Here is a 25,720-nt window from a genome sequence, read left to right as displayed (position 1 = left end):
GATTTCGTAATTAAGACCATACATAGCAATTACGAATTAGGAATTACGAATTAAATTGACCTCACTTCTATATTACTTCAAAGAGTGAGGTCATTAAATTGAGAGATATAAATGCAATTCGATATTAGTGATAGAGCCGCTTGCAATCAAAGGCAACTTGCCTATTTTTACTCAACAGCAACTATCACATCTGATGATTTAATCACGGCATAAGCTTCCTTGCCTTCTGCAAGTCCCAGCTTTTCTGCTGATGATTTTGTGATTATTGACACTAACTCTACTCCTGGTGCAATTTCTAAAATTACCTCAGTGTTAACTGTACCAGGCACAACTTTTTTTACAGTACCTTTTAGAGAATTACGAGCGCTAATTTCCATGTTTTGCCTGTATTTTACTTATTTCTACTTAAAAAAGATAGCAAATTTAGCTTGAAAAAAGAAAATATTTTAAATTTCTTAATAAGTCACACATGTAGAAAGTAAATCTCAATATCATAATTCAAGTTTATTAAACACAATATTCAATGTAAATGTAGCATCAAACTTGAGCAAAACAATGTGCTTAAGACCATTGTTAAAGCTACGAAAACTTACATAATAATCTACTATTTACGCAAAAATTATATCTGCTATTAGTCTAGATAATGAAATTAGATTGTAAAAAAAACTGCATTTTAATTGTTTTTAAATATTTTTATCTAGATATATCTAGGGATCTTTATAAATGATTCATAATTCAAACTTATCATAGTGATAATATATAACTAAGCTAAATTGTTGCTAGTTAACTTAGTACTCAAGCAAACCAAAATCAAATTGCTGGGCGAGGGCGGGGAGTAGGTAGTGGGGAAAGATTTTTTTGTTTTACCAAACTTTTAAATACCTAGCAAAGTTGCTTTGGTAAACAACTAGACTTTAGCTACTCGTATAGAATTTTAAAATAATGGTGGGTAATGCCCACCATTAAGTTTTCCAAGCATAAAATTGCTTAGAAAATACTTAATCGTGTGACGTTGAAAGAATAATTATGAGTCAATTAAACAGACAAGATCTGAGTGAAGCAACAACTCAATGGCTAATAGCAAAAGGCTATAACCCTGGGGATTTAAATCAGCTAGGGGAAAATGGCGATACAGCTTTAATGAAAGCCACAAGAGAGGGAGTGTATGCAGTCGTCAAAGAACTAATTGATGCAGGTGGGGATATCAACGCTCAAAATAGCGATGCCTCCGGCGGGCTACGCCTACGCAACAATGCTTTGTGGTTTGCTTGCTTTGGTAATCACTACGATTTAATTAATTTACTGTTGGCTGCGAACATTAATATTAATAACCAAAATGATAACGGTGCAACAGTTTTAATGTTCGCAGCCTCAGCCGGAAAAACAGAAGTCGTTAAGTTACTTTTACAACATAACCCTAACTTATATTTGAAAAACTTAGACGACTATAAAGCAATTGATTTTGCCAGCAATGTAGAAGTTTTAAGGATACTTAAAAATGCCATCAAGTCAGATATCGGGTAAAGCTTATCATGAGGCTACCAAGCATTCTTATTTATCGGTACAACTCGATCCAAATTATGTAGATGCCTCAACACAGCCATCTGCATTTAAAGTTTATCCAAAGTTTTATCGGAGAGTGAAATTAAATCTCAATAATCCTGTTCACTCTTTTATCTCGCTAACCAGTACGATAACACTAGAAAAAGTATATAAAGATGGCCCTTATAAACTGCGGGTGAATCCATCAGCAGGCGCTCTGTATCCTACGGAAGTTTACGTACAGATTCGTGGGATTGAGGGAATGGTAGATGGTATATACCATCTAGAAGTTGAGAATAATTGTCTAACTCTGATCTATGAATTAATCGATGATGGGTTGGAGAATTATATTATACCGGGTAAAAGTATCAACGGATTCATCTTTTTAATTAGTTGTGTTTATTATAGGTCTAGCTGGAAATATCAAAATAGAAGCATAAGGTATTGCTTCTTAGATAGCGGACACCATTTAGGTGCAGTTGCAGCTTCAGCTTCTCTCTACAACCGAGATATACAACTAATTTTCGACTTTGATAAAATCGCTCTTAATTCGGATTTGGGATTTGAGAATAAAGAGTTTATTACTGCTTGTGCGGTGTCAGGAGAACTAGAAAACAAGAAAATCAGAAGCTTAAGGCTGAAAGTTCCTTTTGTCTCTGGTACTGATTATTTTGAATCAAATCAATTTATTGAAGATGCTTATCAAGCAACTACTCTACAAAAGAGCCGCCAGCATAAATTAGAGTATCCTCAATTTGATTTCGATCGGGATAAATTTTATCAAACAATTTGGAATAGACGTTCTATTAGACGTTTCCGGAAAGAGGCTATTTCTCAAGAAGATTATTTATATGTAGTGCAACAACTTCAGCAGTCAATACCGACAGAAAATTATGAGCAATTAGAAATTTACTCGGTCGTGCATCGAGTAGAGGGAATGACACCTGGGTTATATAAAGGTACGTATCTGGTTAAGACAGGTAATTTTAGTGAAAAGACAGGTTACTTATGTATTAATCAGGCTATTGCTAAAGATAGCGCTGTAACTTTATTTTTTGTGTCAGATTATTTAAACTATCAAACTGCTATGCAAATAGCTGGTTTTCTGGGACAAAGACTTTATTTAACTAGTAATTATATGGGAATTCAGTGTAGTGGGATTGGTGCTTATTATGATGATGAAACCCAGGAATTATTAGAGACAAATAAAGATGTACTTTATGGAATGGTGATTGGAAGATAAGTAGGAAGCTAAAGAGAGATGGCTAGAAATATGTATTACTTTAATAGTGATGACTCACATCCTATGCAACCAACATCGGCAGATATTATACTGCGACAGCAATTAGAGGATTCTATTAGTAGATACTTTTATGACGCTTGCGATCGCACCATTCAAAATCTTCTGTCTGATTGTCGGTGGTATGTCACAACCCACGCCAATGCTCTGACATTGGTAATTGAATGTCCCGATCAAGTTATTAATTGGCGTGTGCTGCAAAAAATTGTGCCAATGGGGACATTACTATATGGAATTGTTAACAGTGCTAAAATCCGTGTTTGTCCGCCAGAGAGTCAAGGCGTACCTTTTGAAATGAGGGTAGATGAACTTTCTGTTTATCGGGATTGGGCTTGATTCGATTTTGGATTATTAATTAAAAGTTGATATTCTGACTGATAAGTGCAGCTACCTCTTCAAAAACCAAATCAGCAGAATGTTTGACAATAGGACTTAACTCTAGTCCCAAACCAAGATTTGCCGCTTCAATTAAATAAACTGTCACATCATCGGGAAAGTCATTTTGAAAGATTTTCCGTCCGGCGGCTAAAGCATTATCCCAACGAAAATCGTGCAAGTTATAACTAGGTTCTGGCAAAGCTTCCAGTTCTTTTCCTGGAACTTTAAACACAGCACCCGGTTCAGAACCAGTTGAACTTGCATCAATAATTATTAATTGTTGACTACCTCTAGCTTGAAACATTACTTCCATCCCTGCGGTGCCACAGTCATATACTCGCACATAAGGATGAGGGTTTTCAGCTAGATATTTTTGTAAGTGTTGGGCAATGATTACACCTACTGCGTCGTCACTGCGATTGAGATTTCCGCAACCAATAATAGTTAGCATCGAATAATGACGATTACTTGTATGAACCAATGTATGAGTACTGGTATCGAGTAGGCTGTAGATCAGATAAACAGTAGTGACTGAAACAGAGGCTTTGACTAATAATACAGACAAAGCCTCTGAAAAATAATTTATCAGCAGAAAACTAGAACTCTACACCATGTTTTTTGGCAACTTCAGTTAGTTTTTCGTACTGATGTTGTGATGCTTGAGTTAATATCTCTTCAGCCTGTTCTTTAGTACTTCCCTCTTTAGGAATTAAATACTTGACATAAAGAGATACAAAATCAGCCGCGATCGCCAAACCAGATAAAGCGTGTTTGTCAGCTTCCTTACCTGCGATCGCAGCTACCAAACCGGCTTTAATTGGGTCTGGTTTAACTTTCATGAACTGCTCGACAAGTTTAGGAATGTAGTCTTCTGGTAACAAATTATCTAACTTACTTCTATCTGGAGTAAAGTTACATTCTGCGGCTTGAGCTTGCTCTAAAACACACCATTCTATGTATTCTTGCAATGCTGCATCGGGAACGCGAGGGAGATAATTATGTAGCGCTAAATCAGACACAAGCTTACCGTGTAAATTGCTGTTTATGCAAATGCATTAAGGCAAGCCTAACTCACTATTTCTATAAATTTTAGTGTGTTACGCTACGAGTTTTGAATATCAGACATTAGGAATAGTCCATTAGTTATCACTAGATTTTTACTAAGTTAAAAGAGTTGGTGGAGCGATGGCCGAAATAGCAAATGTAGTTGCCGAAGTAGTAAATACGTAGACATTAAGATTTGGCTGCCCAAAGTAGGGAAATGTCGTACTTATTAAACATTGAATCGGCACTCACAAGCGTCATTTCTTCTATCTGAGCCTGTGCAATCAACATTCTGTCAAAAGGATCTCGGTGGTGCAAAGGTAACGCAGCCGCTTGTAAAGCATGAGAAGCTGTAATTTCTAGCGATCGCATTGCCAATACCGTCATCCGACTAGAAATATAACTGTCTAGGGGATCTGCCAGAGGCAACTTCCCGATCGCAACTTTTATCCCCATTTCCCAAATGCTGGCAACTGAGAGCCACAATTCATTTGTTTCATCGGCAATATGGGCGATTGCTGATTCATTCAAAAGCTCTGGTTGGGTAAACCACCATAACCAGCATTGTGTATCTAGCAAAAGTTTCACTCCTCACCGCCCTCAAATGCTGCCAAAATTTCTTCTGGTAAAGGCGCGTTGAAGTCATCTGGCACTACAAAACGCCCTTTATCTTGCCCTAAACTATTGAGTCGATTTGATGAGGTGCGAAACGGAACCAACTTGGCGATCGGAACGCCTCGGTTGGAAATAATGATTTCTTCTCCAAGTTCTACGCGTGACAACAGCTTTGAGAGATTCGTTTTAGCTTGATGAATATTTACAGTTTCCATAAGATTAAACTAAGTCTGTAAACTAAGTTTAGTCTGGTTGTGATAGTGGTGCAAGGGCGATCGCTTCTTAGGTGGTATAGACAGTAACTATCATTCTTGGATAGAGGGAATGCTTTATTGGTTAATACTTATACTTTCCAACTTTATATGATGAATTACTTTAAGGTTATCTGTTAGATCCCCAAACTATATTAAGGGCTTATTCCTGGGTAAGTACACAGAAGCCTACTTAAATTCTCTGAAATAATTAATTACGTAATTGCGTAGTATAGTAAACACAGGTATAATTAAATAATGTCGGTACAAATTACACGTATAATATCAGTTTTTACTATATGTATCTCAAGACAGTCTTCATTCGTTTCTATAAGTCCTTCAACGACGATTTCATAAGAAAAAATAATAACAAAGTGAAGCCTAAACCTTGGGAAAAGATAGATAATGCTTTTTACCCGTATATTGAAGTTCCTCTTGATCCCAAAATTACAACAATCGTTGGTGCAAATGAATCTGGCAAATCTCACTTACTCAGTGCTATCGAAAAGGCTATATCTGGCAACAACATAGAACGTAGTGACTTTTGTCGTTATTCTCATTTTTTTACGGTTAAGCAGAATGAATTGAAATATCCTGACTTTGGTACTGAATGGTCTGATCTGTCAAAGTCTGAAGAGGTAAGCTTAAGAAAAATTATAGAAATTCCTGAGAATATTATTTTTGATAGATTTCTAGTATTCCGAAGAAATATTAGTAATATAATTGTATATTTGCCTGAAAAAGGAGACTACAGACCATACAGAATTGGCGAGAGACAAGTTAGCGAGTTGCAAAGTTTACTTCCTGAAATACTCAGAATTGAATCTGATGTTGCACTGCCGTCCAGTGTTCCCATTAAGAAATTAGTCCACTTAGGCCAAGAGAAGTATCTCGATAGCAGAAGATTTGAACTTTTGGATCGAGAACAAAGAAACAGAATTGTAGACGCGCTCGACGAATTTAGTGATAACCCAGAACTAGTTACTAAAGTTCGTCTTTTTTGGGGTGAAAACAAGGATGTTGTTGACCCCGATGCGATTGAGACAATGAAATCAATTATTTCAGCACTGGATGAAGCAGTATTCAGCCTTAATGAAAAAGAAAGAAGAGATAAAGAAACCAATTTAGCTTATAAATTGATTTGCAAGATTGCTCAAGTTGATACAAATGCTTTACTTGATTTAGCTGGGGCGATTAAAAAGGGAATGCAAGGTTATGCAAATGGAATCATCGAGAAGATCAACCGCCAATTATCTATTAATTTAAACTTTCCTAACTATTGGGTTCAAGACCGAAACTTCTGTTTGAAAGTTATGGCCAGAGACTATGACTTAGTATTTACTATAACAGATAGAACAGGAACTGAGTATTCATTTGAGGAGAGAAGCCAAGGATTACGATACTTTCTCAGCTATTACATTCAGTACCGATCTCATGAACCTCATCCAAATAAAACTGAAATCCTTTTAATGGATGAGCCAGATGCTTATTTATCTAGCCAAGCACAACAAGATTTACTTAAAGTATTTGACCTGTTTGCAATTCCGGCACAAGGTTCACATTTAACTCATCCTATCCAAGTAGTTTACGTAACCCACTCTCCCTTTTTAATTGATAAGAATCATGCTGAACGCATTCGAGTCTTGCGGAAAGGAAATGAGGATGAAGGAACGCGAGTAGTGAAAGATGCTGCTAAAAACCATTATGAACCTCTAAGGTCTTCAATTGGTGCTTATGTTGGCGAAACAGCTTTCATCGGCAATTGTAATTTAATGGTTGAAGGTATTTCCGACCAAATTCTCATTGCAGGAGCTACAACATATCTTCGAGCAAATGGCGCGCCTAATTTAGAAACTTTAGATTTAAACCAAATTACTATTGTTCAGTCAGGTTCAGCATCGCATATTCCTTATTTAGTCTATTTAGCCCGTGGACGAGATGTTGAACAGCCAGCAGTAATTGTTCTGCTGGACAGTGACAATAGTGGAAACGAAGCTAAAAAGCAATTATTAGGTAAAGGTGGTCAACATAGAAGACCTGTGCTTAAAGAGCAATTTATTCTTCAGCTTACTGATCTAAAAGAAGAATTCTCTTTAGTAACTGATCCTCTGACAGTAAAGATTGAAATAGAAGATATTATTCCCTTGTCTATTTGTATACAAGCAACGAAGTTTTATTTGAAAGAGTTTCTACAATTAGATGAAACAGAGTTTTGCTTTCTGACAGAAGATTTAGTTTTAAAAAAACTTGCTAATCAAACTATCCTTGATGCTATACAGGCAAGTCTTTTAGAGTTTCCTGACAAAGGCTTACAAATTAATAAGGTTGGCTTTGCGAGGAATGTTATTCAAGTTGTAAATGAGTGGAAACAGAAACGAGATTCACTGGATAAGCATCAATCTGACGCACTTCAAGTTTTTGAAAAAAACTTTAGAGTTTTGTTTAAGAAATTGAACATTATGCAGCGGCGTGCCCGGCAGAGATTAACAGACGAAAGGCTATCTCAAAAGATTGAGCGTTTAAAAAAGGATTTCATAGCACTTCATCCTATTTCAGCAAGGCGTGAAGATGGTGTTATCCTTCTTGATGAGATTGAGGTTATTTTAGAGAACAATATAGAGAATGAAGCAATTAAGGAAATTGAAGCAATTAAGAACGCACTCCAAAATCTGCGACGTGATTATAAGCTTGAGATTGATATGAGTAAAACGATTGATGACTACATTGGATTTCAGAAAGGCTTAGAAATAATTAAGTATGCAGGGCTTTTAGCTAGTCAAGAAGAAACTCCCGATGAACCTCAAGCAAAGAAGTCAGCTACATCAGAATCAGAAGAAGTGCCTGAGAAAGTACACATAGATAACCTTATTGTAGATGAACATCAACAAGTTATTATTGAACAAGTCCCTACTATCTCTGAAGTAAAAATTGCTGAAGTTTCTAATAACTCTACAAAGGCTAATCAAAGAAGAAAGTCTAGAATACGCTCATAGTAAAAAACCACTACACGTCTACACTAATTCATAAAAAATATCAGTTATCAGTTTCATCATTACCTGATAACTGATAACTAATTTAAGCAGTCCGAAAACGCGCCAACTCTTCACCAGTCTTCGCATCATGGGCGTGGACTGTACACACCAAACATGAATCAAACGATCGCGCCACATGACCAACTTCCACCGGATCGCTAGAATCGTAAATGGGTGTCCCAATTAACGCTTCTTCAATTGGGCCGCGGATTCCTTCGCCGTCACGAGGGCCGATATTCCAAGTACCTGGGGCAATAACTTGGTAGTTCTTAATCTTACCGCCCTCTATTTCCACCCAGTGAGATAAAGAACCCCGCGCTGCTTCCGTTGCACCCCAACCGCGTCCATCTTTTTCTTTGGGTTTAATATACCAAGGGTCGTTTAACTTAAATTCGCGCAAGCAGTGTTCGGCTTGACGATATAACTTGACAATTTCGTGAAGTCGTGCAAGCTGACGTACATGAATACTAGGGCCACCCATTTGTTTGAAGACATCGAGGATAAAGCCGTCGTAGTGTTGCCAAGATTCGCCATGTTGACCACCAGCTACTAATTGCCGCGCTAAAGGGCCGGTTTCCAAGCGTCCGAAGTCTTTGTGAAGGACTGCACTTGACCAAGAGTAGGCGTTATCGAAGTCTTTGGTATTGATTGCAGTGGGTTTAGTGGTGCGATCGCTAGGGTGAATATCCTCTGTCCCTTCATCGTACCAAGAGTGAGTTGTATTCTCGCGGGTAAATGACTGATCCATTAAAACGTGAGTGTCTGCGAAGCTGTCGTACACTCCACTTTTCATAATCATCGCCGCATTTCGTCCTTCGATAGTCGGCTTTTGGTATTTATCTTCATGGGCTAAATATCCCCAAGTCACATATTTACCAACACCAGCGCCATATCTATCTAAACCGATGTCTAAACCCATGCGCCAATAAAAACCTAAGTCGGAATCTCGATGATTTCGGTCTTCATCCAACCAATCTCTGAAGTCATCATAAGTTTGGATTTGTTCGTAGCGTTCTAATGAACAACCTAACCACACTGGTTCTAACCAATTGGTGCGGAAATATTCTAGAATCGCCCAAGCGCGAGTAATGTCTGTTAAAGTGGGGGCGCACATCACGCCACCAGGTACCATGTAGCTAGAATGAGGCCATTGTCCGCCCAACAGTGCATAAATTTCTACGGGTTTAGCAGAAATTGTTATGCCTAGTTCGTAAGATTTGCCAGTGAAGGCGGCAAAGCGTCTAACAGCTTCCTCATAATGGCGACTATTACGGTATTTTTTATTGGTTAAATCAATGGCAAACAAACCATAAAAATAGCGGGGAATGCTTTGAATTGTCTCGACAATTTGACCAAGATTTCTCGCTAAAATTGCATTGCGGGGAACTTCTGTTTCCCAAGCTGTATCTAATGCCCAAGATGCAGATGTCAGGTGAGAACCGCCGCAAATTCCGCAAATGCGAGGTGTGACAATTAATCCGGCTTGGGGGTCTTTACCGCGTAGGATAACTTCAAATCCACGAAATAATTCAGCGTGTGTCCAGGCGTTGACTACTCTTCCATGTTCAATATCAACTCGGACATCTAAATCGCCTTCAACTCTACCGACGGGCGAAATGTCTAATGATTGAATTGTCATTTGTCATTTGTCCTTTGTCATTTGTTATTTGTCCTTTGTCATTTGTTATTTGTCATTGGTAATTATTCACTTGCCCCCCTGTAAAATGGTTGAAATACTTGATTTCTCGTTGAGGGGTAGAGGGGAGTATGAAAGGTTATAGTCATTGGTCAAATCACAAAGGACAAATGACCAATGACCAATGACCAATGACTAAACTGTAAAAAAGTCTTCTTCTGCCCAAGGTGGTGCTGCATCTTTTGCAACCATTGTCAGTAAGGCGTAGTCTTTTTTGTTCACCCCTGGCGGTAATTCTTTAGGAACTCCCATCACTGTTTGGGTTTTAAATACGGTTCCTGGTTTGAGGTCAAAGAAGGGAAATTCTGGTTCTGTGCAACCTAAACAAGGCATTCCGGCGCGAGTTTTGGAAGAGACGCGGTTCCATAAGATGCGGTTGCAGGAAGAATGAGTCATGGGGCCGCGACAACCCAAGTCATAAAATAGGCAGCCTTTGCGCTGACCAAATTCGGCGGTTGAGGCTTTGTAGGCAAAGTGGACGTTGCGGGTACAACCTGTTTGGGTGTAGGTGTTGAAGAAGGTTTGGGGACGATTTAGTTCATCGAAAGCAATGTCTGCTATGCGTCCAGTAGCGATCGCAACTAATATCTGCGTAATCCAGTCGGGATGGGCGGGACATCCAGGTATATTAATTACGGGTAATCCGGCTTGCGATACGAAATCTTTACCTAAAAAGCCGCCTTCTTGACGTTTGAGAAATTGCAAACCTTCTGATTCGCTGGGGTTGGGTGACATGGCGGGAATTCCTCCCCAGGTTGCACAGTCTCCCACCGCTACAATAAATTTAGCAACTTTGGCAAGGTCTGCTAACCAGTCTTTCATGGCGCGATCGGCAAACCGATTCCATTCGCCAGTACCGTTGGGGGCGTTAACAACACTGCCTTCAAATACCAAGATATCCAAAGGAATTGTGCCAGAAATACAATTCCGTAGCAGTATTTGCAAATCGTTGCCTAGTTCCAGCCCCAAGGAAGGATGCCAAAGTATATTGATGCCAAAGTCGGCAATTAAATCGCAGACTGTCGGTTCTTCAGCGTTGAGAAATGACATGGTGTTGCCTGAACAAGCACCACCTTGTAGCCATAATACGTTAGTCATGGGCTAGGTGTTTTTGTATTGTTTGCCATACGTGAATTAGTAAATAATGCTTGTAGAGTCTCACGTATTTATCAATATTTATTCATTAATATTAGTGGATTTTCTAGTGAATTATCTTTTGTTAAATAAAAATTAATCATTGCTAATAATTTAAATCTACTTAAGATTGCTTACAAGGTTGTATCAAGAACATAATTTTTCACAAAAGCTTGAATAACAAACTAAGCACACTGATTTTAGATAGCTGTTTTAAATCATTTTGAGAGAGTTGTAATCTCAACTTTTCTATATAAATGGGCTAAGATTTTAAAGGTGAAGTCTTGTACGTTAAGAAATATCAGCACTAGCCAAAAAAAGTAAATAGTAAATAAATTTATTTTTAAGTTCAAAGCAAATAGTTATATTTTGATAACAAAGTTAGGTCTTAAATATATAAGATGTTATCAATTCAATATAGAAGAACTGCGTTGTGTCAGGTCATGATACAGAACACCTTATCAAAATGTAAGGTGTTTAAAGCTGACATTAATATTGGCAATTTCCCCCTAGAATTTTAGAAATAGAGTGTTTTATAGTAAAAAAATTAATTCACTCAATTTAGGGGATTGAGGATTAAGTATTAGGTATTGGGAAAAATTTTCCTAGTCCCTAGCATCATTAATCCCTAGCCTCTAGTTTCAGACAAAAGGGGAATTCCGCCTAAAGGACTCGAAGCCTGCGTAAATCGGTATGGCCCGTGATGAGATGCGTAAATGTGTCTCGTTCATTCATGGGTGTTGGACTCAATTCCCAATTGGCTAGAGTACGGCAGAGTTATGACCCCCAGCATTACAGATTCAGCAGTGAAGGCTGCGATCGCAGCTGTTGCATCGGAGTCAGCCACAGCAGAGGAAAAAATCCAAATGCTGATTGAGATAGCACAGGGTTTTCAAAAAAAGCCCAAAGCTGCCCAAGACTTGCGGAATGCAGTTGGCTTATATTACCGGGCCTACGAGATGTGTGGTGAGGAGTATCCCCTACTGAAAGCCAGGGCCAAAGTTGGCATGGCGGGGACGTTACAGGCAATACCGGATGCTGATTACCAACTGTTGATGCAAGCTAAAGTCGGTTATGAAGAGGCATTACCGATTTTACAACAATTAGCAACGCCCCAGGAAGTGGCAGAGACGCAGATGAATTTTGGGCTGGTGTTGCAGTCGCTAGTGCCATTCAATTTGGCGCGGATAACCGACAGCATCCAGGCTTATCATGAGGCGTTGCGGGTGTTTACTTGGGAGGATTACCCCCAAGAATACGCGATTTTGTATAACAATATTGCGATCGCTTACCTTTCTATGCCCCTAGCATCAGAACGGGAATACTTGCGTCAAGGGTTAGCTGTGCAATCATTTGAGGTGGCGCTAAAGCACATTAATTTGATTGACCATCCTAGAGAATATGCGATGTTGCAAAACAACTTAGGCAACGCTTTGCAATATTTAGTGAGTTCCCATCCTGTCGAGAATAACTTACGTGCGATCGCTGCTTATGACGAAGCGCTAAAAGTGCGTAATCCCAAAGATACACCTTTAGAGTACGCTAACACAATTTCCAACAAAGCCAACGCCCTATTCAACTTACCAGACGACCCTGAAAAACCAGAAGCTGGTAATCCTCAAAATCTTTTGCAAGCCCGTATCTACTATCAAAGTGCTTTAGAAATATTTACAGAATACCAACAAATTGCACAAGCAGAGGTAGTAGTCCAAGCATTACAAGATGTAGAAGCAGAAATGAAGGGTTAGGAGTTATGGATCTAAATTGACTCTTAACTCTTTACTTAAACAACGAGGAAAAAACAGCATGAGAGAGATTTTAACAACGCCAAATCTGATAAATTTTCTCACAAGTTTAGCAGATGGCGATCTTAACATAGCAACAGAATTGGTGTGGCTAATTATAGCAACAGCCTTGGCTATGGTTGGCGGTGCAATTGGTGGAATGCTATTAGCTGGTAAAGATATAGGATATCAGCTTTCAGCAATGCTTGGTGCATTATTTGCCCCTGCGGGTGTAATTCCTGCCATCTTCTTAGGGCTTATTGCTTTAAATTTCTTGACAAATTATTAGGAGAAAATATGTTAGAGCTAGGATGGTTATCTGCCAAGTTATTTTTTAAAGGAAAGCTAATACGCAATCCAATATTTTTTGTCACGCAAACTACTATTGGTATTGCCATAGGTTTCTTACTGCTAGTGTTACTTGCACAAGCCCCCATTCCCTTCTACTTACCAATCATATTATCTAGCTTAGTGACGGGCATGATTATGCCGTTTCTCTTCAAGGATTTTAAAACGAAGTGAATTGTCATTGATAAACAACCAATACCTAATATCCAATGACAAATGACAAGTGACAAATGACAAATCTTGAAGAATTAATTCAGGAAATTAATCGTTTTGAGGCAATTATATCCGAGTGGGATGAAAGCCAACGGTGTGTAGCAGTAGGTCTAAAAAGAGCAATTGAAGCTTTGCATAAAGCTGCATTGACTAATTTGATTAAAAACCTCAAACAAGAATCAATGCCAGCTTTGCGTCATGCTGTTGCAGATGAATTAGTGTATGCAGTGCTACTGTATCACGAGTTAGTCAAACCACCAAAACCACCATTAGCACAGCGAATTGAAACAGCCCTTGAAGAAGTTCGCCCAGGTTTAAAAAGCCATGATGGGGATGTAGAATTAGTGGCAATTAAGTCACCAGATACAGTAGAAGTTAGATTAATCGGAACTTGCAGCAGTTGTCCGGCTTCTACTTTAACTTTATCCCAGGGAGTAGAACAGGCAATAAAAAACCATTGTCCTGAAATTACTAAAGTTGTTGCAGTCAATAATAGCCCTGCTGTTAACAACGCTAATTCTGGTTTAATCAGTCCATTCTCTTCAAAAATAACTTGTACTTGGATGAAAGTAGCGACCCTTGATGAAGTTCCTGAATTTAGTGTAGTGGTAGTACAACTTGCTGGTACTTCACTAATTTTACATCGTCAAGGCGTTACAGTTAAATGTTACCGTAATGCTTGTACTCATTTAGGATCTCCCTTAGAAAAGGGTAAAGTTGAAAATGGTATTATTACCTGTCCTGCCCACGGATTCCAGTACAAATTAGAGACAGGTAAATGCTTAACCGTGCCTGATGTTTCGCTTCAGTCGTATCCAGTCAAGGTTAAAGACGATAAGGTTTTTGTAAAACTACAAAAATGATCATGCAAAAGTAAGATTTCAGCAAATATACTTGGCGATTAGTCAATCACGGCTAATTTGCTTTTTCATTTCAGTAGTTCGCGCATTCATTTTAGTGTTTTGTGCAAGCACAATGCCTGAATGCTTTCTCAATATCTCTGAATTCATTCTCATTTGTGAAATTCAGGTATTGATTTTAGTGTTTTGAGAAAGTAAAAAGGCATATTACTTTCTCAAAAGGTCATTTGACTTATTCAAACCCCAGTTTGCTTATTCATTTTAGTGTTTTCCGCAAGCAAAATAAGCTTTGACTTATTCAAACTCCAGTTTGCTTACTCATTTTGGTGTTTTCCGCAAGCAAAAGCAGCTTTTACTTACTCATTTTAGTGTTTTCCGCAAGCAAAAGCAGCTTTTACTTATTCAAACCCCAGTTTGCTTTCTCATTTCACTACATTGCGCACTTATGCCAAAGATTCGCTCTGTAGCAAAAGTTACCAAAGGTAAGCTGAAGTTTTTTAAGCTTGATTAATACAGAAGTTAATTAGAGGTTTTAATTGAATTTGAAAAAAGTATAATGCCAAACCGTTACTGTTGTTACATGCTAATCAACATTAATGTTTTTAAATAATTATCAGCCTCTATCTGCGGTTCATGGATATCCCAATCATAATTAATCCCATATCACAATTACCGCTAGAAGCAACAGAAAATACTCAATATTTACCTCTATTATCTCAAGGTGCGGAGGTAATTTTAGGCAACATTATTGAACTTGAACAATTAGTTATACCTGTAGTACCCAATGCCACAACAATGTTTGGGCCTCGTGGTGCTTGCTTGTTATCAGAAACTGGCCCATTATGGGTATCAGATACAGGACATCATCGATTATTAGGATGGAAGAATTTACCCACAAGAGATAGTCAACCGGCTGATTGGGTAATTGGACAGCCTGACTTTTATCATGAAGGACAAAATGCTAAAACTACACCGGGAAAGGCAACCTTAAGTGTACCAACAGGCATTTGTGCTTGCGGCGAAGGGTTAGCTGTCGCAGATGCTTGGAATCATCGGGTTTTGATTTGGAAAAACTTACCAGAAGATAATAATGTTCCAGCAGATTTGGTGTTAGGGCAAGTTAATTTTACCGATAATAAACCAAATCGAGGAAATCAACAAGCATCTGCTAGTACAATGCACTGGCCTTATAGTATTTTCTATCATCAAGGACGGCTATTTATTGCTGACACTGGTAATCGAAGACTATTAATTTGGCATCAGTTACCAACAGAAAATGGTCAACCTGCTGATTTAGTTTTAGGACAACCAGATATGATATCTCGCAATGAAAACGGTGGTGATTCTCCAACCGCAGCTAGTATGCGTTGGTGTCACGACATCGCTTTTTGGGGAGAAAATTTGGTTGTCAGCGATGCAGGTAATCACCGAGTGATGATTTGGCAGGGAATGCCAACAGAAAATAATGCTTCTTGTGCTGTGGTTTTAGGACAAAAAAGCTTTGATTTTGTGGAAATGAATCAAGGAGTTTATTATCCTAGCGCTAGTAGTTTAAGTATGCCTTATGGTGTGGCGGTGGCTGGCGATTGGTTAGTAGTTGCAGATACAGCTAATTCTCGTTTGTTGGGATGGAAAAAGCCAGAATCAATCTTATCATTGCAAGGTGTAATGGCAGATGGGTTGGCAGGACAAATAAATTTTCAAAGTAAAGGTGAAAATCGTAATTTCGGACTACCTAAACGAGATAGTTTAAATTGGTGTTATGGAATAAAAATTTGTGGCAATACGGCGGTAATAGCTGATTCTGGAAATAATCGAATATTGCTATGGCAGTTTAATAATTTGTAATATGATAAACGAACCGCAAAGTACGCATAGACACGTTCGCGGAGCGTCTCGTAGAGAAGTGGCTTCCCGCAGGGTAGGACGCAAAGAAAGAAATAAGAAGCCAAGGAAATTTGGCGTAGCCTCATTTCGTAATTTTTGAAAGTCAGATTTATATGGCGACTGAAGAAATTAGAGTTCGCGGTACTGTTCAGGGAGTAGGATTTCGTCCTACTGTATATCGTCTTGCTAAAGCTTGCGGTTTGTATGGAGATGTTTGTAATGATGGGCAAGGTGTATTAATTCGGATATCTGGTAGTGAGGAAGCATTAACAGAATTTGTTGCCAGATTGCAAACAGAATGTCCACCATTAGCAAAAATTAATCAGCTAACTAGAATTCCTTACGAAGGTGAATTTAACTTTAATAATTTTGTGATTTCTAATAGCGTTAATAATGCCATTAAAACAGAAATTGTCCCTGATGCAGCTACTTGTCCACAGTGTCAACAAGAAATATTTGACCCCTTTAGCCGCTTTTATCGTTACCCCTTTACCAACTGCACTCATTGCGGTCCTCGCCTGAGTATTATTCGTGCGATTCCTTATGACAGATGCAATACCAGTATGTCTGCGTTTGTTATATGTCCCGAATGTGCAAAGGAATACCACGATGTTGAAAATCGCCGTTTTCACGCCCAACCTGTAGCTTGTCATGTTTGTGGCCCTACAGCTTGGTTAGAACGCGCTGATGGGAAAGCGGTGACTGCTTCCATGTTCTCCATGCTGGATGATGTTGATGCCGTTTGTACCTTGTTGCAAAAGGGTGAGATTGTCGCAATTAAAGGCTTAAGTGGTATTCATTTAGCTTGCGATGCAACTCAGGAAACCGTTGTACAAAAACTGCGTCAGCGCAAAAAGCGCTATCACAAACCATTTGCTTTAATGGCGCGAGATATTGAAATAATTGAACAATATTGTACTGTCAATGCCAAAGAAAAAGAATTATTGACAAGTTCTGCTGCACCAATTGTTTTACTACAAGCGATAAGTAAAAAACTTGTAGCACCATCGGTAGCATCGGGGCAAAATACGCTTGGCTTCATGCTACCTTATACACCCTTACATCATTTAATTTTGCGGCGGATGAATCGCCCAATTGTTTTAACAAGTGGTAATCTTGCCGATGAACCACAATGTATTGATAACGACGAAGCAAGAGAAAAGTTAGGGACAATCGCTGATTATTTTCTCTTTCACAATCGAGAAATTATTAATCGGGTAGATGATTCAGTGGTGATTATCGGCGATAAAGTCCAAACAATTCGCCGTGCTAGAGGATATGCACCAGCATCTATTAGCTTACCGCCGGGATTTGACAATGTACCGCAAATCTTAGCAATGGGTAGTGAGTTAAAAAATACTTTTTGCTTATTGCGTGAAGGAGAAGCAATTCTATCTCAACATCTGGGGGATTTAGAAAATGCTGCGGCTTTCAATGCTTACCAAGAGACTTTAAACTTATACTTGAATTTATTTGAACATACACCAGAAGTAATCGCCATTGATAAACATCCTGAATATCTTTCTAGCAAACTTGGTAAAGAACTAGCAGATACAAATCGAATTCCAATTCATCAAATCCAACATCATCACGCCCATATTGCTGCTTGTATGGCAGAAAATGGGATTCCTTTAACTTCACCTCCAGTATTAGGTATTGCTTTAGATGGTTTAGGTTACGGTGATGATAGTACACTCTGGGGCGGAGAATTTCTTTTAGCAGATTATCGGAAATTTCAGCGATTAGCAACATTTAAACCAGTTCCAATGATTGGTGCTGAACAAGCTATTTATCAGCCTTGGCGTAATACCTACGCCCAATTAATAGCTGCTAACCTTTGGGATGATTGCCAACAACAGTATGCTGATTTAGAAATTGTAAAATTGCTGAATAAAAAACCACTAAAGCTACTAAATCAACTTATAGAGAAAAAAATTAACTCTCCTCTAGCTTCTTCAGTGGGGCGGTTGTTCGATGCAGTGGCGGCGGCTATCGGTATTTGCCCTGAAGAATGTAGCTATGAAGGACAAACTGCGATCGCAATGGAAGCTATAGTAGATGTTAGCAGCTTAAATAATGATAAAGAAGCGCTAATATACCCTTTTAGTTTTAGCTTTTCAGATAGTATTTACTGTATAGACTCACGCCCAATGTGGCAAGCCTTACTCTATGACTTGCAACAGCAGATTCCCCAACCAGTTATAGCTGCCAAATTTCACAAAGGTTTAGCTAATGCGATTGTGGAAATGGTTAAGCGCCTTCGTCAAGAAAATCCGATTCATCAGGTAGCTTTAACCGGAGGAGTCTTTCAAAATTGTATATTGTTACAGCAAGTTAGCAAACAATTAGAAACATTGGGGATAAAAGTACTAACTCATAGCTTAGTTCCAGCGAATGACGGCGGATTATCTTTAGGACAAGCAGTGATTGCAGCCGCAAAATTAATACATAAGTATTGATATTTGACAACCCTTTTCTCACAAAAAATTCTCTCTGTGTTCTCCGCGCCTCTGCGGTTAGTTTATCTTCAAAATAAAAAAATGTGCTTAGGAATCCCCGGACAAATTATAGAAATTACCAACGTTAACCATAAATTAGCCCTAGTTAACATTGGTGGTGTGAAGCGCGAAGTAAATATTGCCTGCATCGTCGATGAACAACATCCTCCCGAAGCTTGTATCGGCGATTGGGTATTAGTCCATGTTGGCTTTGCTATGAATCGAATTAACGAACAAGAAGCAGCAGAAACATTACAACTCCTTCAAGAATTAGCAGCAGCACAAGCAGGGATTAATACTTAAATAATATTTTTTCTCACGCAGAAAAACAGTTTCAAACATCTTTCTCTCTCTTCCTCTTCCTTCGCGCCCTTTGCGTCCTACCCTGCGGGTTCGCCTTTGGCGTTCTCGTAGAGTAGCCGCTCCGCGTCTATGCGGTTCGTTAAAAAAAATTCCCTACCACAAAGCGAAATTAACTATTCTCCAGTCCCTATGAAATATGTTGACGAATTCCGCGAACCGGAAAAAGCAGAAGCCTTATGCCGCGAAATCACCAAATTAAGCCACCAGCTAGAAAAACCCATCAAAATCATGGAAGTATGCGGCGGACATACCCATTCCATATTTAAATACGGTATCGAAGAAATATTACCCCAAACCATCGAACTAATTCATGGTCCTGGTTGTCCAGTATGCGTTATGCCAAAAGGGAGATTAGATGATGCGATCGCAATCTCTCAAAATCATAACGTCATTTTTGCCACCTTTGGCGACGCAATGCGAGTTCCCGGTTCCAAAACGAGTTTACTCCAAGCCAGGGCACAAGGTGCAGACATCCGTATGGTGTACTCTCCTTTAGACAGCCTGCAAATTGCCAAAGATCACCCCGACAGAGAAGTAGTCTTCTTCGCATTAGGCTTTGAAACCACAGCCCCCAGCACCGCCTTCACTATTGTGCAAGCAGCAGCCGAAGAAATTCATAACTTTAGTATGTTTAGCAATCACGTCCTCGTGATTCCCGCGCTCAAAGCACTATTAGATAATCCCGACTTGCAACTCGATGGATTTGTTGGGCCTGGTCATGTCAGCATGGTAATTGGCAGTGACCCATATCAATTTATTTCCCAACAATATAATAAGCCAATAGTCGTCTCAGGATTTGAACCCTTAGATATTCTCCAATCAATTTGGATGCTATTGCAACAGATAGTAGAAAATCGTTGCGAAGTTGAAAATCAATATAACCGAATTGTCCAAAAATCTGGGAACACAGTAGCCCTACAAGCTATAAATAAAGTTTTCGCAGTGCGAGATAGCTTTGATTGGCGCGGCTTAGGTGACATCCCCTATTCAGGATTAAAAATTAAACCTGAATATGCCCAATTTGATGCCGAACTTAAATTTACCATTCCGAATCTCAAAGTAGCCGACCATAAAGCTTGTAAATGTGGAGAAATTCTCAAAGGAGTCTTAAAGCCTTGGGAGTGCAAAGTATTCGGTACAGCTTGCACACCAGAAACACCAATCGGCACTTGCATGGTATCTTCTGAAGGCGCTTGTGCAGCCTATTACAAATATGGACGACTCTCCACCATTGCCAAAAGAACAATCACCCAAAAACCAAAAATAACTCAAGAACCTCTCCCCGCCTGCGGTTTTTCTTTAGATTAAGACATTCTTTAAATACTCTGCGTTAAAAAAATCCTCACTTTTAATATGAATATTTCTCCTACCAACTCAGCACAAAATTCCTTGTTTCAAAAAATGGAACAAGTCCGCCGTCGCCAAGGTAAAGTGCGAGATACTCATATAACTCTCGCACATGGTAGCGGCGGTAAAGCCATGCACGATTTAATAGATGATATATTTGTTAGCAATTTTGATAATCCAATTCTTTCCCAATTAGAAGACCAAGCCAGCTTTGATTTAGCCAATCTTATACAACAAGGAGACAGACTCGCATTTACAACAGATTCTTATGTTGTAGACCCGTTATTTTTCCCCGGTAGTGATATAGGAGAATTAGCTATCAACGGTACAGTTAATGATTTAGCTGTCAGTGGTGCTAAACCTTTATATTTAACTTGCAGCGTAATTTTAGAAGAAGGATTACCTGTAGAAATCTTGCGCCGTGTCGCAGCCAGTATGAATGCAGCCGCAAAAAACGCTGGTATTAAAATTGTTACTGGTGACACAAAAGTTGTACATCGAGGTGCTGCCGATAAACTCTTTATTAATACTGCTGGTATTGGTGTCATCCCACGAGGAGTTAACATTTCCGCCCACAATATTAAACCTGGAGATGCCGTAATAATTAATGGTGAAATAGGCAATCATGGGACAGCAATTTTAATTGCCCGTGGAGAATTAGCCTTAGAGACTAATATTGAAAGTGATTGCCAGCCGTTGCATAGTTTAGTAGAAACTATTCTCCATATATGTCCCCAAGTTCATGCTATGCGAGATGCAACACGCGGTGGTTTAGCTACAGTATTAAATGAATTTGCTCTCAGTTCAAATGTGGGGATTCGTCTTTTTGAAGAATCTATTCCTGTGCGTGAAGAAGTCAACGGAGTTTGCGAGATTCTCGGTTTAGACCCATTGTATTTAGCTAATGAAGGTAAGTTAGTTGTATTGGTTTCAAAAGAGAATGCTGACAACGTTTTATCTACTATGAAATCTCACCCAGCAGGCAAAGATGCTTGTATTATTGGCGAAGTTATTTCTTCACCTCCAGGTATAGTTTTGTTAAAAACAGTTTTTGGTGCTGAAAGGATTGTTGATATGTTAGTAGGCGACCAATTGCCACGAATTTGTTAATCTTTAATAGATTTTATAGTATGCACGAATTTGGAATTACCCAAAATATTGTGGCAATTGTGACTGAACATGCCAAAGGCGCAAAAGTGCAACGAGTTTTATTAGAAATCGGCAAACTTTCAGCCATTATGCCCGATGCTATCCGATTTTGTTTTGATATTTGCACTCAAGGCACAGTTTTAGAAGGGGCGACATTAGAAATTTTGGAAATACCAGGCTTAGGGCGATGTCGCCAATGCGGTGGAGAAATTTATTTAGATAAACCATTTGGAATTTGTAATTGCGGTAGCGTGCAATTAGATTTAATTACTGGTGAAGAACTGAAAATTAAAGAAATAGAAATAGAGGAATTATGTGTGTAACCTGTGGTTGTTCTGATGATGGCGAAATAAAAATTACAAATCTGGAAACAGATGAAGCTGAACATAATCATACTCACACTTTACCAGATGGAACTATCATCACTCATTCCCACGGTCATGACACTCATATAAAAGCACCTCAAATTCATGCCAAAATACACAACACAACGATATCTTTAGAACAGGATATATTAGCAAAAAATAACCTGCTAGCTGCTCAAAATCGGGGATGGTTTAAAGGTCGAAATATTCTCGCCTTAAATTTAATGAGTTCTCCCGGTGCTGGTAAAACAACTCTTTTAACGCAAACCATTAATGATTTAAAAAATCAATTATCTATCAGTGTCATTGAAGGCGACCAAGAAACTGCTAATGATGCCAAAAAAATTAAAGAAACAGGTTCTAAAGTCATCCAAATAAATACTGGAACAGGCTGTCATTTAGATGCATCAATGATAGACAGGGGTTTACAACAACTGAATCCGCCACTAAATTCAGTTGTGATGATTGAAAATGTCGGAAATTTGGTTTGTCCAGCCTTATTTGATTTAGGAGAACAGGCAAAAGTCGTGATTCTTTCTGTCACAGAAGGAGAAGATAAGCCGATAAAATACCCGCATATATTCCGTGCTAGTGATGTAATGATTATCACGAAAATTGATTTGCTGCCTTATGTAAATTTTGATGTGCAAAAGTGCATAGTTTATGCTGTAGAAGTGAATCCCAAAATTCAGATTTTTCAGGTTTCTGCAACTACTGGTGTAGGGTTGGATAATTGGTATAAATGGGTAAGTGAAAGTTTGCTGTCTAAATGCTAAAGCGATGCCTACGGCTGGCTACGCCTACGCACCATACCCTACCCTACAGTCATGAGTGACTTGACAATGAAAAAATTACACCCGGAAGTGAAAAATAATTTCCGGGTGTAAGTTTGTCGGCTTTAAATTATGAACTTGTCAGACTAATTTCTCTAAAATTCTAGATAAGCTGGATGTCTAAACTAACTGCGAAATTAGCAGGCTTATTCTCAAGAGTGGCAAATTGAGTTCCTTGGAATAACAACGCACCAGTAGCATCATTGTAGCTGAAACCACTGAAGTCAGTAATACCAAATCCAATTTTAGAAATCTGAATCTTGTCACCTTCGACCCGGCTGAAGTCCTTGATAACGTCAAGTCCTTCAAGCTTAGAATTGAAAACAAACTGGTCTGCGCCAATACCACCAGTGAGAATATCATTGCCAGCTCCACCAACAAGGATGTCGTTGCCAGCGCCGCCATTGAGTATGTCATTACCAGCAGTACCACGTAGTACATCGGCGTATTGTGAACCAGTAATTTCAAATCGCTCAATATTGCTGTAGCTGAGTACAGGATTGCCAGTAAAGCGGCTGAAGATCGCATTTTGACCTTGGTATGCCACATCAACACCAGCACCATTGCTGAACTGGCTGTAGTCTGCAACTAAAGTATCAGTGCCAGTGCCACCATCGACAATAGCATCTGTGTCAGTGATTCTGTCATTGCCATCGCCACCATTGAGCGTATCATAGCCAGCACCGCCAATCAACGCGTCATCACCAGCGCCACCATTGAGGATGTCATTGCCAGCAGCACCACGCAGTACATCGGCGTATTGTGAACCAGTGAGTTCAAATCGCTCAATATTGCTGTAGCTGAGTACAGGATTGCCACTGACACGGCTGAAGATCGCATTTTGACTTTGGTATCCCACATCAACGGGAGTACCATTGTTCAACTGGCTGTAGTCGGCAACTAAAGTATCAGTGCCAGCGCCACCATCAACAATCCCATCTATGTCAGTGATTCTATCATTGCCATCGCCACCATTGAGCGTATCATAGCCAGCACCACCAATCAGCACGTCATCACCAGCGCCGCCGTTGAGGATGTCATTGCCAGCAGCACCACGCAATACATCGGTGTATTGTGTGCCTGTAATTTCAAATCGCTCAATATTGCTGTAGTTGAGTACAGGATTGCCAGTAAAGCGGCTGAAGATCGCATTTTGACCCTGGTATGCCACTTCAACACCAGCACCGTTGTTAAACTGGCTGTAGTCGGCTACTAGAGTATCAGTGCCAGCGCCACCATTAACAATCCCATCTGTGTCAGTGATTCTGTCATTGCCATCGCCACCGTTGAGGGTATCATAGCCAGCACCGCCAATCAACGCGTCATCACCAGCACCACCATTGAGGATGTCATTGCCAGCAGCACCACGCAGTGCATCGGCGTATTGTGAACCAGTAATTTCAAATCGCTCAATATTGCTGAAACTGAGTACAGGATTGCCACTGATGCGACTGAAGATCGCATTTTGACCCAGGTATCCCACATCAACGGGAGTAGCAGTGTTCAATTGGCTGTAGTCTGCAATGAGAGTATCAGTGCCAGCACCACCATCAACAATCCCATCTGTATCACTTATTATGTCATTGCCATCGCCACCGTTGAGCGTATCATAGCCAGCACTGCCAATCAGCACGTCATCACCAGCACCACCATTAAGGATGTCATTGCCAGCATTACCACGCAATACATCGGTGTATTGTGTGCCTGTAATTTCAAATCGCTCAATATTGCTGTAGTTGAGTACAGGATTGCCAGTGAAGCGGCTAAAGATCGCATTTTGATTCAGGTATGCCACTTCAACACCAGCACCATTGTTGAACTGGCTGTAGTCTGCAACGAGAGTATCAGTGCCAGCGCCACCATCAACGATACCATCTGTGTCAGTGATTCTGTCATTGCCATCGCCACCGTTGAGGGTATCATAGCCGGCACCGCCAGTCAGCGCGTCATCGCCAGCGCCACCATTGAGGATGTCATTGCCAGTACCACCACGCAGTACATCGGCGTATTGTGTGCCTGTGAGTTCAAATCGCTCAATATTGCTGAAATTGAGTAAAGTACTATTATTTAAACGACTGACGATGGCATTCTGTCCATTAAATCCGGCATCGACACCAGCACCATTGTTTAACTGGCTGTAGTCGGAGACTAAAGTATCAGTGCCAGCGCCACCGTTGAGGGTATCAGAGCCGGCACTGCCAATCAGCACGTCATCACCAGCGCCACCATTGAGGATGTCATTGCCAGCAGTACCACGCAATACATCGGTGTATTGTGTGCCTGTAATTTCAAATCGCTCAATATTGCTGTAGTTGAGTACAGGATTCCCGGTAAAGCGGCTGAAGATGGCATTTTGACCCAGGTATGCCACATCAATTCCAGCCCCATTGTTCAACTGGCTGTAGTCGGCTACTAGAGTATCAGTGCCAGCACCACCATCAACGATACCATCTGTATCACTTATTATGTCATTGCCATCGCCACCGTTGAGGGTATCATAGCCGGCACCACCAGTCAGCGCGTCATCACCAGCGCCACCATTGAAGATGTCATTTCCAGTACCACCACGCAGTACATCAGCGTATTGTGTGCCTGTTATTTCAAATCGCTCAATATTGCTGTAGTTGAGTACAGGATTCCCGGTGAAGCGGCTGAAGATGGCATTTTGACCTTGGTATGCCACATCAATTCCAGCCCCATTGCTCAATTGGCTGTAATCGGCTACTAGAGTATCAGTGCCAGCACCACCATCAACGATACCATCTGTATCACTTATTATGTCATTGCCATCTCCACCATACAGGCTATCGAAGCCGATTCCACCATACAGGTTATCGTTGCCAGTTCCACCATCTAGGATGTCGTTACCAGCTCCACCCAGTAGGTTGTCATTACCTTCATCACCATAAATTCTGTCGTTCTGAGATTTACCAGCTAGGTAGTCATCGCCTCCTTTTCCAGAGAGCAACCAAGGTTGTCCGTCATCGTCAGCGATGAAAGTGTTGTTAGAATTATCACCAGTGTATGTTCCCATTTGAATTTCTCCTTAATTCTTGAAAATAATGTTTTCGATGAGGCGAT

23 protein-coding genes are annotated in these 25,720 nt (G+C 39.9%); 15 read left to right on the top strand and 8 right to left on the bottom strand.

Annotation, left to right across the window (positions count from 1 at the left end; all coding sequences use genetic code 11):
- Window positions 1–167: 167 nt before the first annotated feature.
- Window positions 168–377 (bottom strand): TOBE domain-containing protein, encoded by a 210-nt coding sequence (locus NPUN_RS01940; protein WP_012407186.1) that lies wholly within the window; start codon window positions 375–377, stop codon window positions 168–170.
- 649 nt (window positions 378–1,026) lie between these two features.
- On the opposite strand from NPUN_RS01940, the gene NPUN_RS01935 reads away from it, so the two are divergent.
- Genes NPUN_RS01935 through NPUN_RS01925 form a run of 3 tightly spaced genes read left to right on the top strand, consistent with a single transcriptional unit; the run spans window position 1,027 to window position 3,178 of the window.
- The gene (locus NPUN_RS01935; protein ID WP_012407185.1) at window positions 1,027–1,524 is read left to right on the top strand and encodes an ankyrin repeat domain-containing protein; all 498 of its coding nucleotides are present in this window, start codon (window positions 1,027–1,029) and stop codon (window positions 1,522–1,524) included.
- Window positions 1,499–2,785 carry a SagB/ThcOx family dehydrogenase gene (locus tag NPUN_RS01930; protein WP_012407184.1) on the top strand — a complete coding sequence of 429 codons (1,287 nt, stop codon included), beginning with the start codon at window positions 1,499–1,501 and terminating at the stop codon, window positions 2,783–2,785. The genes NPUN_RS01935 and NPUN_RS01930 overlap by 26 nt, the downstream gene beginning before the upstream one ends.
- A gap of 18 nt (window positions 2,786–2,803) precedes the next feature.
- On the top strand, window positions 2,804–3,178 hold the full coding sequence (locus tag NPUN_RS01925) for a hypothetical protein (RefSeq protein WP_012407183.1): 375 nt from the start codon (window positions 2,804–2,806) through the stop codon (window positions 3,176–3,178).
- Window positions 3,179–3,197: 19 nt separating this feature from the next.
- Here the strand turns inward: NPUN_RS01925 and NPUN_RS01920 are convergent, their stop codons facing one another.
- From NPUN_RS01920 to NPUN_RS01905, 4 genes are all read right to left on the bottom strand, one after another.
- Window positions 3,198–3,671 (bottom strand): hydrogenase maturation protease, encoded by a 474-nt coding sequence (locus tag NPUN_RS01920; protein ID WP_012407182.1) that lies wholly within the window; start codon window positions 3,669–3,671, stop codon window positions 3,198–3,200.
- Window positions 3,672–3,816: 145 nt separating this feature from the next.
- Complete coding sequence (locus NPUN_RS01915) at window positions 3,817–4,239, bottom strand: hypothetical protein (RefSeq protein WP_012407181.1); 423 nt, start codon at window positions 4,237–4,239, stop codon at window positions 3,817–3,819.
- A 214-nt stretch (window positions 4,240–4,453) separates the two neighbouring features.
- The gene (locus NPUN_RS01910) at window positions 4,454–4,852 is read right to left on the bottom strand and encodes a type II toxin-antitoxin system VapC family toxin (protein ID WP_012407180.1); all 399 of its coding nucleotides are present in this window, start codon (window positions 4,850–4,852) and stop codon (window positions 4,454–4,456) included.
- Complete coding sequence (locus NPUN_RS01905; RefSeq protein WP_012407179.1) at window positions 4,849–5,094, bottom strand: type II toxin-antitoxin system Phd/YefM family antitoxin; 246 nt, start codon at window positions 5,092–5,094, stop codon at window positions 4,849–4,851. Before NPUN_RS01905 ends, NPUN_RS01910 begins: the two co-directional genes overlap by 4 nt.
- A 410-nt stretch (window positions 5,095–5,504) precedes the next feature.
- On the opposite strand from NPUN_RS01905, the gene NPUN_RS01900 reads away from it, so the two are divergent.
- A complete protein-coding gene (locus tag NPUN_RS01900) occupies window positions 5,505–8,123 on the top strand; it encodes an ATP-dependent nuclease (protein WP_202947528.1) in 2,619 nt (872 codons plus the stop codon).
- 82 nt (window positions 8,124–8,205) lie between these two features.
- Here NPUN_RS01900 and NPUN_RS01895 read toward each other — a convergent pair whose 3' ends face one another.
- A complete protein-coding gene (locus tag NPUN_RS01895) occupies window positions 8,206–9,801 on the bottom strand; it encodes a nickel-dependent hydrogenase large subunit (protein WP_012407177.1) in 1,596 nt (531 codons plus the stop codon).
- A 192-nt stretch (window positions 9,802–9,993) separates the two neighbouring features.
- Window positions 9,994–10,956, bottom strand: coding sequence for a hydrogenase small subunit (locus NPUN_RS01890; protein ID WP_012407176.1), 963 nt, complete (start codon window positions 10,954–10,956; stop codon window positions 9,994–9,996).
- 815 nt (window positions 10,957–11,771) lie between these two features.
- Between NPUN_RS01890 and NPUN_RS01885 the strand changes: the two genes are divergently transcribed.
- From NPUN_RS01885 to hypB, 11 genes are all read left to right on the top strand, one after another.
- Window positions 11,772–12,740 carry a hypothetical protein gene (locus tag NPUN_RS01885; protein WP_041565129.1) on the top strand — a complete coding sequence of 323 codons (969 nt, stop codon included), beginning with the start codon at window positions 11,772–11,774 and terminating at the stop codon, window positions 12,738–12,740.
- 58 nt (window positions 12,741–12,798) lie between these two features.
- Window positions 12,799–13,065 carry an asr0689 family protein gene (locus NPUN_RS01880; protein ID WP_012407174.1) on the top strand — a complete coding sequence of 89 codons (267 nt, stop codon included), beginning with the start codon at window positions 12,799–12,801 and terminating at the stop codon, window positions 13,063–13,065.
- 8 nt (window positions 13,066–13,073) lie between these two features.
- On the top strand, window positions 13,074–13,298 hold the full coding sequence (locus tag NPUN_RS01875; RefSeq protein WP_012407173.1) for a hypothetical protein: 225 nt from the start codon (window positions 13,074–13,076) through the stop codon (window positions 13,296–13,298).
- Window positions 13,299–13,354: 56 nt separating this feature from the next.
- Window positions 13,355–14,200, top strand: a complete 846-nt coding sequence (locus NPUN_RS01870; RefSeq protein ID WP_012407172.1) for a NifU family protein — start codon at window positions 13,355–13,357, stop codon at window positions 14,198–14,200.
- Between the two features lie 630 nt (window positions 14,201–14,830).
- Complete coding sequence (locus NPUN_RS01860; RefSeq protein WP_012407171.1) at window positions 14,831–16,045, top strand: NHL repeat-containing protein; 1,215 nt, start codon at window positions 14,831–14,833, stop codon at window positions 16,043–16,045.
- Window positions 16,046–16,197: 152 nt separating this feature from the next.
- On the top strand, window positions 16,198–18,543 hold the full coding sequence (hypF, locus tag NPUN_RS01855) for a carbamoyltransferase HypF (RefSeq protein ID WP_012407170.1): 2,346 nt from the start codon (window positions 16,198–16,200) through the stop codon (window positions 18,541–18,543).
- Between the two features lie 81 nt (window positions 18,544–18,624).
- Window positions 18,625–18,885 (top strand): HypC/HybG/HupF family hydrogenase formation chaperone, encoded by a 261-nt coding sequence (locus NPUN_RS01850; protein WP_012407169.1) that lies wholly within the window; start codon window positions 18,625–18,627, stop codon window positions 18,883–18,885.
- A 189-nt stretch (window positions 18,886–19,074) separates the two neighbouring features.
- A complete protein-coding gene (gene hypD / locus NPUN_RS01845; RefSeq protein ID WP_041565846.1) occupies window positions 19,075–20,253 on the top strand; it encodes a hydrogenase formation protein HypD in 1,179 nt (392 codons plus the stop codon).
- A 45-nt stretch (window positions 20,254–20,298) separates the two neighbouring features.
- The gene (hypE, locus tag NPUN_RS01840) at window positions 20,299–21,402 is read left to right on the top strand and encodes a hydrogenase expression/formation protein HypE (RefSeq protein ID WP_012407167.1); all 1,104 of its coding nucleotides are present in this window, start codon (window positions 20,299–20,301) and stop codon (window positions 21,400–21,402) included.
- Between the two features lie 20 nt (window positions 21,403–21,422).
- Window positions 21,423–21,764: a hydrogenase maturation nickel metallochaperone HypA/HybF gene (locus tag NPUN_RS01835; RefSeq protein ID WP_012407166.1), complete on the top strand. Its 342-nt coding sequence runs from the start codon at window positions 21,423–21,425 to the stop codon at window positions 21,762–21,764.
- Complete coding sequence (hypB, locus tag NPUN_RS01830) at window positions 21,755–22,582, top strand: hydrogenase nickel incorporation protein HypB (protein ID WP_012407165.1); 828 nt, start codon at window positions 21,755–21,757, stop codon at window positions 22,580–22,582. Before NPUN_RS01835 ends, hypB begins: the two co-directional genes overlap by 10 nt.
- Window positions 22,583–22,742: 160 nt before the next feature.
- Here hypB and NPUN_RS01825 read toward each other — a convergent pair whose 3' ends face one another.
- The gene (locus NPUN_RS01825) at window positions 22,743–25,673 is read right to left on the bottom strand and encodes a calcium-binding protein (RefSeq protein ID WP_012407164.1); all 2,931 of its coding nucleotides are present in this window, start codon (window positions 25,671–25,673) and stop codon (window positions 22,743–22,745) included.
- Between the last annotated feature and the right edge of the window lie 47 nt (window positions 25,674–25,720).

This window comes from Nostoc punctiforme PCC 73102, from assembly GCF_000020025.1.
GTDB lineage: Bacteria > Cyanobacteriota > Cyanobacteriia > Cyanobacteriales > Nostocaceae > Nostoc > Nostoc punctiforme.
Note: the sequence above shows the minus strand (reverse complement) of the source record. Positions and strands in the feature narration are given on the sequence as shown.

What these genes read in the sequence shown, in the direction of transcription:
- NPUN_RS01940 (WP_012407186.1), bottom strand. Translation starts at nt 377, where the DNA reads ATGGAAATTAGCGCTCGTAATTCTCTAAAAGGTACTGTAAAAAAAGTT.
- NPUN_RS01935 (WP_012407185.1), top strand. Translation starts at nt 1,027, where the DNA reads ATGAGTCAATTAAACAGACAAGATCTGAGTGAAGCAACAACTCAATGG.
- NPUN_RS01930 (WP_012407184.1), top strand. Translation starts at nt 1,499, where the DNA reads ATGCCATCAAGTCAGATATCGGGTAAAGCTTATCATGAGGCTACCAAG.
- NPUN_RS01925 (WP_012407183.1), top strand. Translation starts at nt 2,804, where the DNA reads ATGGCTAGAAATATGTATTACTTTAATAGTGATGACTCACATCCTATG.
- NPUN_RS01920 (WP_012407182.1), bottom strand. Translation starts at nt 3,671, where the DNA reads ATGCTAACTATTATTGGTTGCGGAAATCTCAATCGCAGTGACGACGCA.
- NPUN_RS01905 (WP_012407179.1), bottom strand. Translation starts at nt 5,094, where the DNA reads ATGGAAACTGTAAATATTCATCAAGCTAAAACGAATCTCTCAAAGCTG.
- NPUN_RS01895 (WP_012407177.1), bottom strand. Translation starts at nt 9,801, where the DNA reads ATGACAATTCAATCATTAGACATTTCGCCCGTCGGTAGAGTTGAAGGC.
- NPUN_RS01890 (WP_012407176.1), bottom strand. Translation starts at nt 10,956, where the DNA reads ATGACTAACGTATTATGGCTACAAGGTGGTGCTTGTTCAGGCAACACC.
- NPUN_RS01885 (WP_041565129.1), top strand. Translation starts at nt 11,772, where the DNA reads ATGACCCCCAGCATTACAGATTCAGCAGTGAAGGCTGCGATCGCAGCT.
- NPUN_RS01880 (WP_012407174.1), top strand. Translation starts at nt 12,799, where the DNA reads ATGAGAGAGATTTTAACAACGCCAAATCTGATAAATTTTCTCACAAGT.
- NPUN_RS01875 (WP_012407173.1), top strand. Translation starts at nt 13,074, where the DNA reads ATGTTAGAGCTAGGATGGTTATCTGCCAAGTTATTTTTTAAAGGAAAG.
- NPUN_RS01870 (WP_012407172.1), top strand. Translation starts at nt 13,355, where the DNA reads ATGACAAATCTTGAAGAATTAATTCAGGAAATTAATCGTTTTGAGGCA.
- NPUN_RS01860 (WP_012407171.1), top strand. Translation starts at nt 14,831, where the DNA reads ATGGATATCCCAATCATAATTAATCCCATATCACAATTACCGCTAGAA.
- hypF (WP_012407170.1), top strand. Translation starts at nt 16,198, where the DNA reads ATGGCGACTGAAGAAATTAGAGTTCGCGGTACTGTTCAGGGAGTAGGA.
- NPUN_RS01850 (WP_012407169.1), top strand. Translation starts at nt 18,625, where the DNA reads ATGTGCTTAGGAATCCCCGGACAAATTATAGAAATTACCAACGTTAAC.
- hypD (WP_041565846.1), top strand. Translation starts at nt 19,075, where the DNA reads ATGAAATATGTTGACGAATTCCGCGAACCGGAAAAAGCAGAAGCCTTA.
- hypE (WP_012407167.1), top strand. Translation starts at nt 20,299, where the DNA reads ATGAATATTTCTCCTACCAACTCAGCACAAAATTCCTTGTTTCAAAAA.
- NPUN_RS01835 (WP_012407166.1), top strand. Translation starts at nt 21,423, where the DNA reads ATGCACGAATTTGGAATTACCCAAAATATTGTGGCAATTGTGACTGAA.
- hypB (WP_012407165.1), top strand. Translation starts at nt 21,755, where the DNA reads ATGTGTGTAACCTGTGGTTGTTCTGATGATGGCGAAATAAAAATTACA.
- NPUN_RS01825 (WP_012407164.1), bottom strand. Translation starts at nt 25,673, where the DNA reads ATGGGAACATACACTGGTGATAATTCTAACAACACTTTCATCGCTGAC.